The organism is Mucilaginibacter sp., from assembly GCF_025359345.1.
GTDB lineage: Bacteria > Bacteroidota > Bacteroidia > Sphingobacteriales > Sphingobacteriaceae > Mucilaginibacter.
In genome coordinates, this window is the sequence record NZ_JANYGQ010000036.1 from 405,101 (window position 1) to 420,631 (window position 15,531).

A 15,531-nucleotide genomic window follows, 5' to 3' on the forward strand; every position below is an offset into this window, starting at 1 on the left:
TGAATGTGATAAATTCAATAGCAATTAAAGCTATTGTTGCTGAAAAGTATACTAAATGTGCAGCTTTGATGTTTAACAATGAGATTCGTATCTTTATTAATTATGGCGAAGTACCTGTTATTCATACTCGTGGTTTCTTCCTCGTGTTTAGCGCTTAAATACCAGGGTCAAAAAATTTGGTTGTTTTCTAAAACGCAATACATGGGCAATGCGCCTGTAGATAAGGACGGCAAAGCGGTTAGGGGTTATACCGAAACCCTTTCATGTTTCATGGAGATCAGCAAAAATAAACCATCGCCCGCCTGGCAAACAGCCTGGTACAAAGGCGTAAAGTACTCGGTGAATATTTTACAGGTAAACCAGGATTCAGTTATAATCGGCCGGACAAAAAATGCAAAAACCACCTTTGTAATCAAACCCGGGTCCGAAACAAAACTCATCCAATTGGAACTTACTGAGCAGGGCAATTTTAAAGCCCCGAAAGCAAACGGTTTTGTATTGGAAGGTATCCTAAACAATAAACAAGTTTACCAAACATCCGACGAGCCAGCAGTTGAGTTGGCCCCGGTGTTAATGCAATAAAAATTCACGGTTATTCCTATAAACTAATTTTCTCTGCTCCTGCCCGGGCCAATTGCTCATTTAATACTTTTAAACCGGTCCCGGTAAGCTCGTTATATTTTAAATTTAAGTTGTTGAAATAACTATCAGCCTGGTTGACCGCAGCCGCGGCTTGTGCGGTAATTGGCATTTCGCTTTCCTGCAATAAGTTCATCAGCCCGCCAAGGCTGCCGCGTAAACCATTAAAACTTTCAGCCTTATTTGCCGGTGCACCATTTTCAATTTTCAGCGCATCCGCGTCTGTTCTTTTAAGTGCAGCTGCCAAATCGCCGCTTGCATTCGGCAATAATTTACCGATCTGCTCATGCAGACTATTTAGCTTTGCCAGGGCAGTCATCACAGTTTTCAAATGGCGGTAGCATTTGTCCGACAGGTCATATTGTCGTTGCAACTCCACTAATGGTGTTTTCACCCGGGGATCAATTTTAACAGTTAGCAGCTGGGTGTATGATTTTCCGTCGACAGTTAATTTTATAGTATAATTTCCGGGCATTACCCATGGCGATGTTGGCACCGGTGCTGTTTGTCCAAAAATTGCTGCAATTGGATAGCCTGGTGGTAAATCAAGTGGCTGGGTGTGCAGGTCCCATATAAACCTATGCGAGCCTTTTTCGGTAGAGAGTACCTGCTGCGGCCTGATCCAGTATAATGGGATATTTACAGGAGGCACATCATAAGGTTTGTCATCACTTTTATAAACCCGCATCAGCTTCCCGGTGGCATCCAATATCTCGAGGCTGATTACGGCCTTTGCATTGTCTTTTAAATAATAATCAATAATTGCCCCGTCAGGCGGGTTTTGCCCGGCAGGCTCTTCCTGTGGCAGTGGGGTATCGGTATTCATGTTCCATCGCACCCTGTAAAATTGCCCGGTTTGGTATAAAGTTGTCTGGCTTGCATCCTTAATTTTAGCAAGGTTGCGCAGCGCAGCTATATCATCCATTATCCAAAACGACCGCCCATGGGTAGCCACAACCAGGTCATTACCTTTTATAACCAGGTCGCGGATTGAACTGGCGGGCATGTTCAGCCTTAAGGGCTGCCAGTTTTCGCCATCGTTGAACGAAACGTAAACCATTCTTTCTGTCCCGGCAAATAACAGGCCTTTGCAAAGCGGATCTTCCCGTACCGCGTTAACAGGGTCGGCAGGCAAACCATTAACAATCTTTTTCCAGGTTTTACCGCCGTCGTGCGTTTTATAGATGTAAGGGTTCATGTCATCCAGCCTGATTTTATTGATAGCTGCATAGGCGGTCTGATCATCAAAATGCCCGGCATCAATTAACGAAACCTTGTTCCACGATGTAACCTCGGGCGGAGTAATGTTTTTCCAGGTTTTACCACCGTCGTTGGTAAGCTGGATAAGCCCATCGTCGGTACCGGCCCAAATGGTGTTTATATTTTTATTCGATGGCGCTACGGTGTAGATTACGCCGCGCTGCGGCATTTGCTTTAATTTATCACTGGTATAGATGCCCACACTTGCAGGAACATCCCAGGTTTTGCGGGTAAGATCAGGGCTGATGACCTGCCACGAGTTACCGCCGGTTAAGGTTTTGAATAATACGTTCCCGGCAAAAAACAACGTCTTCTGATCTACCGGCGAAAAGATAACAGGTGCGGTCCGAACAAAGCGGTAGTTTCCTCTTCTGCCGACTTCGGGTGCGATGTTTTGTACCTGTCCCGTACGTTTGTCAAACTTTGTAATCTTCCCCCCGTAAATAATATTGGGATCGAGCGGGTCAGCGGCAACGTAACCATACTCCTCGGCTCCAACAGTATGCCATTCCCTGAAAGTAATCTGGCCATCGTTCCCCCGGCTGGCAATCCCTACGGATCCGCTTTCCTGCTGTCCGCCATAAACATTATATGGAAAAGCATTGTCGGTACTTACATGATAAAACTGCGCGGTTGGCTGGTTGTACCACGAACTCCATGTTTGGCCGCCGTTTACCGTAATTTCGGCACCCTGGTCACTTGCCAGCAAAATTATTTCGGGATGCTGCGGATTGATCCATAAACGATGGTAATCATCGCCCCCGGGCGCACCCCTTATAGCTTTCCAGTTTTTGCCGCCATCGAGCGATTTCCAGGTAACTACGTTAGCTATATAAACAATATCCTCATTTTTCGGGTCAACTTTACACTCCGCGAAATCATCGCCGCGTTCCCATAAACGGATATCAGTGCTTTGCTCTGTCCACGATTCGCCGCGATCATCCGACCGGTATAAACCACCACCTTTCGCTGCATCAACGCAAGCATACAAACGTTTTGAATTACTCGCCGAAATACAAAAACCGATCCGGCCCAAACCATCGGCAATGGTTGGCAAACCTGCGGTTAATTTTTTCCAGGTAGTGCCACCGTCTGTAGATTTAAACAAACCGCTTTCGGTTCCTTCCCATTCCCCGTTTTCCCATGGCCCCTGCCTGCCTGCCCACATATCGGCATAAATAATATCTGAATTATTGGGGTCGATAGTTACTTGTATAGCGCCGGTGTTTTCGTCTTTATATAATACTCTTTCCCAGGTTTTGCCGCCGTCAGTTGTACGGTACACGCCCCTTTCGGAGTTTGGGCCATAGGGATGCCCCAGTGCCGCTACAAAAACCTTGTTCTCATTCCTTGGGTCAATTGCCAGTCCGCCAATTTGTTGTGCATCCTTTAACCCGGTATTTATCCAGGTCTTGCCGGCGTCAGTCGATTTATAGACGCCATCGCCTACTGAAAGGTCGGGCCTTTGAATACCTTCGCCGCTGCCGGCGTATATCACATCTGGATTTGAGGGGGCAACGGCCACATCGCCGATGGAACCGGTAGGCTGTTCGTCAAATACAGGCTGCCAGGTGCGGCCAAAATCATTCGTTTTCCAAACACCGCCATTGTTTACACCAATGTAAAAAACGTTCGGTTGCTGAACAACTCCTGTTGCTCCTACGGTCCGGCCACCACGATGCGGCCCAATCATCCGCCATTGCAGCATGTTGAACGCAGATGGATCGATGGTTTGCGCTTCAACTGTACCCATGTTGTACAGGAAAAATAAAAGCGTGGCAGCCAGCAAAAGGCGTTTAGGGGAGTTTGGTAACCTCATATGCTTGTACATTAGTTGACATGTAAGCGTGATATTTTAATATATCTGTTTGTTTATCAACCAAATTTACTAAAAACAACCATATACATCCCCAATATAGCAGAGTTAAAAAAAGTTTAGGCGAGACAAAAAATTCTGGAAAAAACAAAGGGCATCCCAACCTGGTGGAATGCCCTTTTGAGTGGCTTGTTTGATTAATAAATACAAGCCATTAAGTAATTTTAAATATGACTACCTGAAAAATTTAAAGGGATCAACAGCTTTATGCTTAAATTTCTGCCCATGTTATATACGCCAACCCTGCCGGTGGTATAATTTACCGGTAGATATTTAAAGCGGCTCATATAGTCAATATAGGCGGTGTTAAAGATATTATTGCAAATGATGTACAGACTGCAAATAGTTTTGCCTTTCGAAACTATATCACCGCCCGCTCCGGCATTAAACAATACGTAACCTTTAGTTGCCGATGTGCTGGCAGCATATTCATAAGGTGTTAATTCGGTATTTAACCCGCTATAAATAGCATACTGGCGATATACGTCGTTTTGCTGGAAGCAGGTTAACATGCCGGCTTTAAAATACGCGTTTTTTATAATGCTGCCTATTTTGCTGACCGGGAACTTCAGGTCGGCGGTAATTCTTGTTGGCGGTACAAATGGGAGGTATTTGGTTGAATCGGGCGCATTAAGCAAATGGCCGTATACATAGCTGAACGTGGTGTTTAGCTCAACCCACGGTACGGAAGACGGGTGTATGTTAAAAGCTACCTCGCCGCCATACAACTGCGCCCCTCCGTTAGTATATTTATAAACCGGCGCGGCGCCTAACCCAACTGCATTTAAGGAATTGTTGATGGAATCGGCACCCATGGCATCTTTAAGCCCCCTTGCGTAAATGAAATTGCTAATCCGGTTATTGAACAGATCAATTTCGAAGTCGACATCTTTTGAATTTACCCCGAAGGCAATATCTTCCTCAAGGCTGGTTTCAGGTTTGATGTCATGATCGCCAATTTCGTAAACTACGGTACCATCATGCACTCCGTTTGCTGCAGCTTCGGCAACGTTTGGCGCACGCCATCCCCTTGATAAATTAGCTTTTATAAATACATTTTTTGAAAAGTTGTAGGCACCTCCAACGCTAAATGATATCCCGTTAAAATGCGACTTAAAGCCCTGGAATTCGTGAAAGCCGTTTTCGGCATTTGGCGCTACAGGAGCCTGCGTGGTGGAATCAACCCAATGGTCGAGCCCGTTAAATGTTCTTGTGTCGTAACGTATACCGCCGCTCAGGTTAAGGTTGCCTATTTTTTTATTGGCAATAGCAAAGGCGCCGATCTCGAAAAAGTTATAATTCGGTATCAGCAACAGCGTGCCCAGGCTTTGCGACGATTGGTAAACCCCGTTTACGCCGCTGGTATAATTAAATGTGCCTTCCTGCGACGATACATAACGCATATCATACGTAGCCGCGTTTGAACTATAGTAGATATCGGAAACATCGGGGATGGTTGGGTCGTTATTTTCCTGCCGCTGGTTTTTTTGCCATGAAAATATCCCCTTAATGCGGCCGCTGCCGGCGGCAATGTTGTTATCCCACACTACTTTTGTGTGCCGTATTTTTTGGTTGATAACAAATGGAGTATAGGTTACTTTTTCCTGGTGGGTTGGCAATACGTAGGTGGGCTCGCCATCATTCAGGTCTGGATAGGATACCGGCCTGACCATTTGACCGCTAACCGAATCCCTGGTTCCGTCGACTATGCCAGTACGCAAATCAAAATAGCTTGCATGCAATTGTGAATAACCCCATTTACGGTGGATGCCAATAGTTGCATCAGCGTTAAAATTGCTGAATTGCGAATTTAAAACATATCCATCGTACTTATTGCGGTAAGCATGCGCCATGGTATTGTCTACACGGGCGCTCCAGGCAATCCCGTTTTTTGTACCCGCAAGGTGAAACGCATTATTTATGAGTCCGTTATTGGTCTGATAGTTGAATAGGATATCGCCTTTTGTTTGGCCTTCGGGCAGGATAGCCTCCGGGATAAGGTTTATTACGCCGGCAATAGCGTCAGAACCGTAAGCCAGTGAGCCGGGGCCCTTTAAAATTTCGTAACGGTTTACGGCGTTTCCATCGGCCTCGATGCCGAATTCATCAAACCACGCCTGGTCAACCTGTTGCACACCATCATTTATGGTGAGTACGCGGTTGTAGCCTAAACCCCGGATAACAGGTTTTGAAATACTCGGTCCGTTTGTCATGCCCGAAACACCGGGTGTTTTGGCTATAGCATCAATTACGTTGGTTGATGAATTTTGAAGCAGTTCGGCATTACTTACTGTGGCGAGTGGTATGGGGGTTTTTTGTTTGTCGGTGGCAGAACTAACGCCGGTTACCACAACTTCATTCAGCACCGTTGCAGAAACCGCGAGTTCGTAATTTTTTGTTACATCGCCTTTTATATCAATCGTTTCGATGTGGGTGGCGTATCCTATGCTGCTAACTTCGAGCAGGTAAGCACCTTTGCTTATGTTTTTTATACGATAGTTTCCGAGCGAATCGGAAATGGCCGAAATATTAAGATCGGGAATTCGCACAGTTGCACCGGCCACGCTTGAGTGACTTTTGCCATTGGTTATCTTCCCGCCGATGGAGCTTTGAGCCTCTGCAAGCGCATGAACCATTAAAAACAGGAAAGCAGATAAAATATATTTAAATGTAAGAGGTATTTTCATTCGTAAAAATTTAGTAGAAGTTGCATTGATAGAATTAAATTACGATCAGGCCCATTTACAGCAATGAGTACCTGTGCTTACAAAAAGCACGGCGAAATTAAATGCATTAAAAAGAGTCAGGAGAGTAGATGATCTGGCGGGGGAGCGTAGATATCTTTAAAAAGAGAGTTATATAACAAAGTGTTTTCTAGGGTGAATGCCCCCGTCGGAAGATCTAATGAAAAACAGGCAGGACGAAGGTTTTTCTTTGCAGCAAAATATTTTGCCTCATATAGTTTAATTGTTTTGCCTGGCGACGATTTTTCTGTGGAATTGCCTTTTTCAACATCGATAAGCTTGTGTACATATTCGTCCTCGTCGGCGTCAGCACGTGTGTAATATGATGTTATTCCGTTACGTGTACTGGTTTTTACGATATCGTACATTTTGCCGTTGGCAATTATCTCATCATCATCAACCAGCTTGAACCCTTTACTATCCGACGAAAATAAAACGAGCTTTTTGCCTGCTGCCCCGCTGTCGCGTTCAGCATGTTCTTCAGCCTTTATTTTACAGATTTGAATTTCAACCAGGTAAAATAGCGATGCCCCGAAGGAGTAATACCCAATTAACGAGATTAAAAATATGGAGAAATTCTTTTTGATAAAACGGTGATTGATATATGTGCTGTATTGTAAATATAGCGTTATGATTTTAAAATCTGACTTGGCGAAACGTAATTTTTGATTTATTATTATAGTTAAGTCAATGCTAACCTAAGAGATTAACGCTTATTAGATCATCTTTAAAGTTAAACTGTTGGTTCACATCCATATAGCCGGCTTGTATTTTTCACTATTTTGGTGGTAAATAATATTAAATAAGTTGTTTTTAAAATTATTATCTATATTTAAAGACAAAATCAGCGTAGGCCTAATACTAGCGATTAAAGACACTCTTTTATTTTTTTGCCGAAAGTAAATTCATTACCTGGCTGTGCCTGTAAATAAATAATCACAATTCAATACCCCCGTCACATGAAAACACTTTACTTAAGATCATTTGGTAAAATCATAATGATTTTATTGTTTGGCGCATTTTTTCAAAATGCCACCGCGTTAAACCGGGAAGCTTTGTTGGAAAAAACGTTGCCCGTAAAAAGCAATTTTGGTATTGCTGATACGCCGCGGCAGGTTTCAAAAGCGAAAAAAGTAGTTGTAGACCGCGACCGGGACAAAGCCAAGATAAAAGACAAGGACCTTGATAAGGATAAAAAACACCCGGAAGATGGCATTGACGACGATGTAAGCGCCCGCCAGGAGCAAGAGACTGCCCGGACTAAGGACCCTGTAACTCATGCGGTGCCGACCGAAAGGCTAATACAGGCGAGGCGTATTAAAGACAAGTTAGTATCCGAGCGTGCAAACTTCATTAAGTCGGCAAACAAACCGGGTGTTGTTGCTCCGGTTGCTTCAATAGGTGACATAGCCTGGAATGAAAGAGGCCCGAGCAATGTAGGTGGACGTACCAGGGCTTTAATGTTTGATTTAGCCGACGCCGGAAATGGCTATAAAAAAGTATTTGCCGGCGGTGTAGGCGGCGGTTTATGGGTTACCAACGATATTACAGCATCGCCTGTGTCATGGACTAAGATAAATGATTTCTTTGAAAATATAGCCATCAGTTGTATCGCTCAAAACCCAGTTAACCTCAAGGAGATTTATGCTGGTACTGGTGAAGGATTCTACAACGGCGATGCTATTCAGGGCCTCGGCGTTTGGAAAAGTACTGACGGCGGCGTTAACTGGACCCGGCTAATAAGTACTTCATTTTATACAAACATAAATGCTATAGCAGTTGATAAAAATGGCAGTGTATATTTAGCTGCACGCGACTTTGGTATAATGAAATCGGGCAATGGTGGCTCGTCCTGGAGCACTGCAGTATCCACTACAGGAGCTGCCGATGTTCAGATGGCTGCCAATGGCGATGTGTATGCAAGCGATGGTGTTTTTAGTGACGGGCATATTTACGTTTCTGATTTTGCAGTTAATGGAGCATCTACCGGAAATGCGGGTACATGGACCAATATAACGCCAAACACGGCGGGCACCATTACGCCTTCAACTACCAGTTGGTGGCGTATTAAGCTCGCCCTCGCGCCGGGAGATGCTAATACAGTTTATGCCTTATTTGAAGGGACTAATAGTTACGGTCTCGGTTCTTTTCAGCGATATAACAGAGCCACTAACACCTGGACTGTTAAGACTGTGCCGACAGGAAGCACCTTTAACAATGACCAGGCATGGTACTCCATAGCGGCGGCTGTCGACCCAACCAACGCCAATGTTATACGTGCCGGCAGTTTGGATGGCGGACAGTCGATTGATGGCGGCACTACATGGACGGTTCAGACGCAGTGGTACGTTGGCGAAGTGGCCGGGTTAAACGCTGACCAGTATGTACATGCCGACCATCATGCTTATGTATACGCTCCAGGCTCGGCGACCAGGTTTTTGATGGGTTGCGATGGTGGTATTTTTTACACTTCAACCGCTACCGCGGCGCATCCTTCATTTGCCGATAAGAACAATGGGTACGACGTTACCCAATTTTATTCTGTTGCGTTGCACCCAACCAGTACCAATTATGCACTGGCCGGGGCACAGGACAATGGCACGCAGCAATTTACCACTGCGGGTATAAATCCTACAAATGAGGTAACCGGAGGTGATGGTGCAAATGCGTTTATTGACCAGACAAACGGAAATATCCAGCTAACGTCATATGTTTATAACAACTTTTGGGTGGCTACCGACGGTGTGAATTTCATCCAGCATTTTTTTGGAAATACAGGGTCGTTTATTAATCCGTCTGATTATGATTCCAGTTCAAAAAATCTGTATTCGGGCTACTCAGGCGGACAATACTTCCGGTGGAACAACATCACTGCGGGAACAAGCACTTCGGTGGTAAATGTTACAGCATTTAGTGGAGCAAATATAACATCAGTTACAGTTGCCCCAATAACCGCCAACCGGGTATATTTTGGGCTTGATAATGGTAAAGTAGCCGTTGTTAATACTGCAAATACCGGTACAAGTATTGCCGGTACTGTTTTATCGCCAAGCGGATCGGGCACCGGTTCGGTATCATGTGTTGCTGTTGACCCTGCCTCGGAAGATCACATCCTGGTGTCTTATTTTAATTATGGCTATCCAAGTGTTTTTGAGACAAAAAATGCTACTGCAGCTACACCAGTTTGGACATTAGTTGAAGGTAATTTGCCAGATATGCCAGTTCGCTGGGCTATGTTTTACCCGGGCGCAAACACCAAAGCAATAATTGCCACCGAATTAGGAGTTTGGTCGACAGACCTGCTCAATGGCACTTCAACAGTTTGGTCGCCTACTAACTCCGGGCTTGCAAACGTTGAGGTTGACATGTTAAAATACCGCGCCTCTGATCGCACGTTGGCGGCAGCCACCCATGGCCGTGGATTATTTACCACTATTTTACCTGTGCTGAGCAACAGTTCAAGCGATGCAGGCCTGTCACATTTAACACTTAGCGCAGGCACCCTTACACCCGTATTTGCTACAGGTACAATCAACTATACTGCATCGGTAAGCAATGCCACTGCATCTGTAACTATAACACCTACCACCAGTAATGCTGGTGCTACGGTAAAAGTTAATGGAACAACGGTAGCTTCGGGAAGTGCATCAGCAGCGTTGCCGCTGGTTGTTGGGCAGAATGTTATCAGCACAGTAGTAACTGCGCAGGATGGCACAACTACCAAAACCTATACTGTAACGGTAACCCGGGTTTCAAATAACGCACTATTAACTACCTTAAAGATAAACCCTGCAACAACGCTTACGACGGTAAGCGGGCCAGATTACCGGGATTATACTACCACAGTACCTAACAGTGAAACCAGCGTTAAAATAACGCCCACAGCGCAGGATGCTACAGCATCGATAAAGGTAAATGGCGTTACGGTAGCCAGCGGGGCAGCGTCAGCTGCCATTCCACTAAACGTGGGCGACAATATAATTAATACAGTGGTAACCGCACAGGACGGAGTAACCGTAAAAACCTATTCCATAAAATTCACGCGTTTACCGTCAACCAATGCGGCCCTGGCTGGTTTAACCCTAAGCAGCGGTACGCTTTCACCTGTATTTGCCCCTGGCACAATGAGCTATACCGCATCGGTAGGTAGTGCTACGGCATCGATAACAGTAACCCCGACAGCTCAGGATTCAACAGCAACGATAAAGGTAAACGGGACAACAGTTGCCTCCGGAACAGCGTCGGCAGCATTGCCGCTGGTTATTGGGCAAAATGTTATAAGCACAGTAGTAACAGCGCAGGACGGTGCAACCACCCAAACCTATACAGTAACAGTAACCCGGCTTTCAAATAACGCACTATTAACTACCTTAAAGATAAACCCTTCAACAACGCTGACAACGGTAAGCGGGCCAGATTACCGGGATTATACAACCACAGTCCCCAATACTGAAACCAGCGTTAAAATAACGCCGACGGCACAGGATGCTACAGCATCGATAAAGGTAAATGGCGTTACGGTAGCCAGCGGGGCAGCATCAGCTGCCATACCACTAAACGTGGGCGACAATGTAATTAATACAGTGGTAACCGCGCAGGATGGGACAACAATAAAAACGTATTCCATAAAATTCACCCGTTTACCGTCAACCAATGCTTCCCTGGCTGGTTTAACCCTAAGCAGCGGTACGCTTTCACCTGTATTTGCCCCTGGCACAATGAGCTATGCCGCATCGGTAGGTAGTGCTACGGCATCGATAACAGTAACCCCGACAGCACAGGATGCAACAGCAACGATAAAAGTAAACGGGACAACAGTTGCCTCCGGAACAGCGTCGGCAGCATTGCCGCTGGTTATTGGGCAAAATGTTATAAGCACAGTAGTAACAGCGCAGGATGGCGCAACCACCAAAACCTATACACTGACAGTTACCCGGCTTTCAAATAACGCATTATTGACTACTTTAAAGATTAGCCCTTCAACAGTACTGACCTTAATGAGCGGGCCTGATTATAAAGATTATACAACCACAGTTCCCAATACCGAAACCAGCGTTAAAATAACGCCCACGGCACAGGATGCCACAGCAACGATAAAAGTAAATGGCGTAACCGTAGCCAGCGGGGTAGCATCAGCCGCCATACCATTACACGCTGGCGACAATGTAATTAATACGGTAGTAACCGCCCAGGATGGGACAACGATAAAAACGTATTCGATAAAATTCACCCGTTTACCTTCAACTAACGCCAACCTGGCCCATTTCACAATAAGCAGCGGCACGCTTACGCCGGTATTTGCGGCAGGCACAACCAGTTACACGGCAACCGTGGGCGCCGCTACTATTACGGTAACGCCTACAGCCAGCGATGCAGATGCAACGATTAAGGTGAATGGCACTACGGTTGCTTCCGGAAATGCATCAGCAGCATTGCCGTTGGTCGTTGGGTCAAATGTAATTACAACTGTGGTGACAGCAAGTGATGGCGCAACTACCAAAACCTACACGTTAACAGTAACCCGGCTTTCAAATAACGCCCTTTTAACCAGTTTAAAGCTAAACCCTTCAACAGCGCTGACATTAGTGAGCGGACCTGATTATAAAGATTATACAACCACGGTACCCAATACCGAAACCAGCGTTAAAATAACGCCTACAGCACAGGATGCCACAGCAACGATAAAGGTAAATGGTGTAACAGTAGCCAGCGGGACAGCTTCGGGATCGATAGCTTTAAATGTGGGTACTACCGTAGTTAATACAGTGGTTACAGCACAGGATGGTATAACTACTAAAACATACAGAATAACATTTACCAGGCCGGGACCGATAGCAGCTATAATGAAGTTTGACCAACAGGAGCAGCCAATTAGCGCCAATAGCATCGCCGTACATCGAAACGTATCGCCCAATGGTGATGGAATCAGTGATGTGCTGATTATAGATGGCATAACAACTTATCCTGAAAATAAACTTCAGATTATGAGCCGGAGCGGCGTATTGATATATGAAGCAAAGGGCTATGATAATGACACGAAGGTATTTGATGGACATAGCACCAATGGCAAGCTGCAAAAAGCCGGCACTTATTTTTACTCACTTGAATATAAAGACGGTAATGAAACTAAGCACAAAGCGGGATTTATTGTGCTGAAATATTAGCAGGGTGGAAAAGTAGGTGTTGAATAATGGAATATAATTGTTCGACACCTACAATAACCCATTCTCGTGGGCGTACTTAATAAGCATCGCGGTATTTTTTGTATTTAATTTCGTCATGATGCTTTTGCGGTGACTGTCAACCGTCCAATGGCTTACAAAAAGTTTTTCCGACATTTGGGTATTGGTTAACCCGTCGGCAATTAAGATAAGAATTTCTTTTTCGCGCCGGGTAAGTATTGGTTTGCCGCCTGGGTTGTTGCTGCTGTTTTTTACTACCTCCAATGCTTCCATGCACAGATGGGTTTTTCCGCCCGCAACATCTTTAATGGCACTCAATAGCTCTTCTTTGTCGGCATTTTTCAGGATATATCCGCTTGCGCCATTTTCAATCATCTTGTGGATATAGGATGGCTGATTGAGGGTGCTCAACGCCAGTACCTGCGTTTTAGGTTTTTTATTTTTTATTTCGGCGCACAAATCAATACCGCTTTTGTCGGGTAAATTAATATCCATTAAAATTACGTCGGCACTATTGCTGTTAAACCATGCACTGCAGGCAGCAGCCGTTAAGGCATGGCCGGCCCAATAAATGCCTTCTTCGTTAATTAACAACGAACGTATGCCCTCAACTACCACCGGGTGGTCATCTACAATAAAAACGCTGATCATGTTTGAGTGATTTTTATTTCAATATTTACAGAGGTGCCTGTCCCCGCCTGCGATTTTAAGTCGATATTGCCGTTTAGGTAATCTACCCGGCTTTTAATATTGCTCCAGCCACAGCCGGTTGACTGCTTTAGCCCATTTACGTCAAAGCCCTTACCGTTATCTTCAACACTTAAGGTTATCCAGTCGTCTCCTTTTACAAGCTGTACCATCACCTGGCTCGCTGCCGAATGTTTTTGTGCATTGTTTACCAATTCCTGGATAATACGGTAAATGATTATCCCGGCTGCAGCATCTATCTGTTTATCGCTGCCAAATGATTGAAAAATTACCTGGCATGATGCGGTGCATGAAGAGGCGCAATAATCTTTCAATGCTTCGGTGAGGCCGAATTTTGCCAATGCCTCGGGCATCATGTTTTGCGCCACCCGCCGCAATTCTTTTATCGCGGTATCTATCATGTTAAGCGGCTTTTCAAATACAGGGACGTTACCAATGCCTGCAATTAAATTTTCTTTCGTATTTATGATCGAATGCTTTACCCCGGCCAGCAAGCCGCCAAGCCCATCGTGTAAGTCTTTCGCGAGCCGGCTGCGCTCTTCTTCCTGCCCCTTTAACACCGCCTGCGATGCCAGCAATTGTTTTTCGTTTTCGAGCTCCTTTATTTTCTGCGACTGCATGGTAAAGTTTTGCTGGGCCACAATATTTTGTTTTTGCAACAATTTACTACGGCTATACCATATTACCGCAAGTAAGGCAGCAACTAACAGTAACGAAAGCGAAATGTTAAACCGGTTCCGCGATGCTGCAGCCTTTTTTTCACTTTCATTTATATGCGACTGAAAGACCAGGCTATCCTTTAATTTTTTCTGCTTGTATTCATATTCAAAAGCAATTTTTTCATTCTGAATATTTATTTTCTGCTTAAATATCGAATCATCAACTGCTTTTAGTTTTTGGAGGTAATCAAATGCTTTTGGTGTATTTGCTGTTGCTTTAAAATACCGGTACATCAGGTTGTAATGCTCCTGCAAAAAATCGTTATCAGTTATTTGCGGAACATATGAAGCAGCCATCGAAGCATATTTCCAGGTATTTTTAAAGTCGTGCCGCTGCATGTAACTTTCGGCCAGGTAATCTTCAATATTGGCAGTATTTTCAACATAGCTTAATTTTTGGGCGATATTGACAGCCCTGAGCAGGTAACTTATGGCCGAATCAGTCATGTGTTTTTTTCGGTACATGTTGCCAATATCACCTAAGGCTATTGATATGCCCACCTTATCATGTGCTAAAAAATACAATTTGTAGGAGCGTTGCTCATATATAATGGCGCTATCGGGCATTTCCTTGTTTGCAAACGCATCGCCTATGTTACCATAGGTACGCGCTAATGACAGTGAATCATGCGCTGCAAGTTTATATGCCAGCGATTTCTTTTCATAAAATATAGCATTGTCAGGGTCATTAATGCTTTCGTAAACCAATCCTATATTATTTAATACTTTGCCTGTTAGTCTCTTGTCATTTACATATTTATTCATGCCCATGCATTCGAAAAAAGCTAACAGGGCCTTATGGTATTCCGAGTTAAACATTAATGCGGTTGCCTTGTCATTTACTGCTTTGAAATAATTAAGGCGGTTATACTTTCTCCACAAATAGGCCGAACTGTCAAACGTTAACGCAGATCTTTTATAGTTGCCTGCATAAAAATTACAAAAGCCCTCTTCGTTATAAACCTTGGCTGTTAAGGTGTCAACTTTAGCAATTACGCATAGTTTTTTTGCTTCGGTAATCAATACAAAAGCTGTTTTTGTATCGGTATCCTCTACCGTTTTTATTCTTAAAAGCAGCCGGTCTATTTGCCTGATATTATTGGCGGGCGTTATTTGCGAAGGTTGCGCATGCAAGCTATTAATGCCACTTATAACCAGTGCGGCCATTAATAAACAACTCAACACCAGGCGGCCTTTGTAATATCTCATGCTTATGATATGCAAATCAATTATTTAAAGTTGACCTTTTATTTTACAGTATAAAAATTTATTTAAAAAACCCCCTTTTTAGGGGATTGCCCAGTTTCCATTCATCCTTTAATTTTACGTCGTGACAAAGTCGGTTGTTTTGATTATCAATAGTTTAACTTGTTTAATAATTGCATTGTTTATTTTTCTTAACA

7 protein-coding genes are annotated in these 15,531 nt (G+C 44.4%); 2 read left to right on the forward strand and 5 right to left on the reverse strand.

The annotated features are described in order from the left end of the window. The first annotated feature begins 78 nt into the window (after window positions 1–78). The gene (locus Q0R52_RS27275) at window positions 79–582 is read left to right on the forward strand and encodes a hypothetical protein (RefSeq protein WP_295801354.1); all 504 of its coding nucleotides are present in this window, start codon (window positions 79–81) and stop codon (window positions 580–582) included. Window positions 583–598: 16 nt separating this feature from the next. Here the strand turns inward: Q0R52_RS27275 and Q0R52_RS27280 are convergent, their stop codons facing one another. The 3 genes from Q0R52_RS27280 to Q0R52_RS27290 all read right to left on the reverse strand — a co-directional run bounded on the left by Q0R52_RS27280 (window position 599) and on the right by Q0R52_RS27290 (window position 6,887). After that, window positions 599–3,718 (reverse strand): hypothetical protein, encoded by a 3,120-nt coding sequence (locus Q0R52_RS27280; protein ID WP_295801356.1) that lies wholly within the window; start codon window positions 3,716–3,718, stop codon window positions 599–601. A gap of 221 nt (window positions 3,719–3,939) precedes the next feature. Then, window positions 3,940–6,462 carry a TonB-dependent receptor gene (locus Q0R52_RS27285; protein WP_295801357.1) on the reverse strand — a complete coding sequence of 841 codons (2,523 nt, stop codon included), beginning with the start codon at window positions 6,460–6,462 and terminating at the stop codon, window positions 3,940–3,942. Window positions 6,463–6,578: 116 nt separating this feature from the next. Further along, the gene (locus tag Q0R52_RS27290) at window positions 6,579–6,887 is read right to left on the reverse strand and encodes a hypothetical protein (RefSeq protein ID WP_295801359.1); all 309 of its coding nucleotides are present in this window, start codon (window positions 6,885–6,887) and stop codon (window positions 6,579–6,581) included. Between the two features lie 591 nt (window positions 6,888–7,478). On the opposite strand from Q0R52_RS27290, the gene Q0R52_RS27295 reads away from it, so the two are divergent. Further along, the gene (locus Q0R52_RS27295) at window positions 7,479–12,683 is read left to right on the forward strand and encodes a cadherin-like beta sandwich domain-containing protein (RefSeq protein ID WP_295801361.1); all 5,205 of its coding nucleotides are present in this window, start codon (window positions 7,479–7,481) and stop codon (window positions 12,681–12,683) included. 48 nt (window positions 12,684–12,731) lie between these two features. Here Q0R52_RS27295 and Q0R52_RS27300 read toward each other — a convergent pair whose 3' ends face one another. Next, window positions 12,732–13,352, reverse strand: a complete 621-nt coding sequence (locus tag Q0R52_RS27300; RefSeq protein ID WP_295801362.1) for a response regulator transcription factor — start codon at window positions 13,350–13,352, stop codon at window positions 12,732–12,734. Further along, window positions 13,349–15,337: a sensor histidine kinase gene (locus tag Q0R52_RS27305; protein WP_295801364.1), complete on the reverse strand. Its 1,989-nt coding sequence runs from the start codon at window positions 15,335–15,337 to the stop codon at window positions 13,349–13,351. Before Q0R52_RS27305 ends, Q0R52_RS27300 begins: the two co-directional genes overlap by 4 nt. Window positions 15,338–15,531 lie beyond the last annotated feature (194 nt).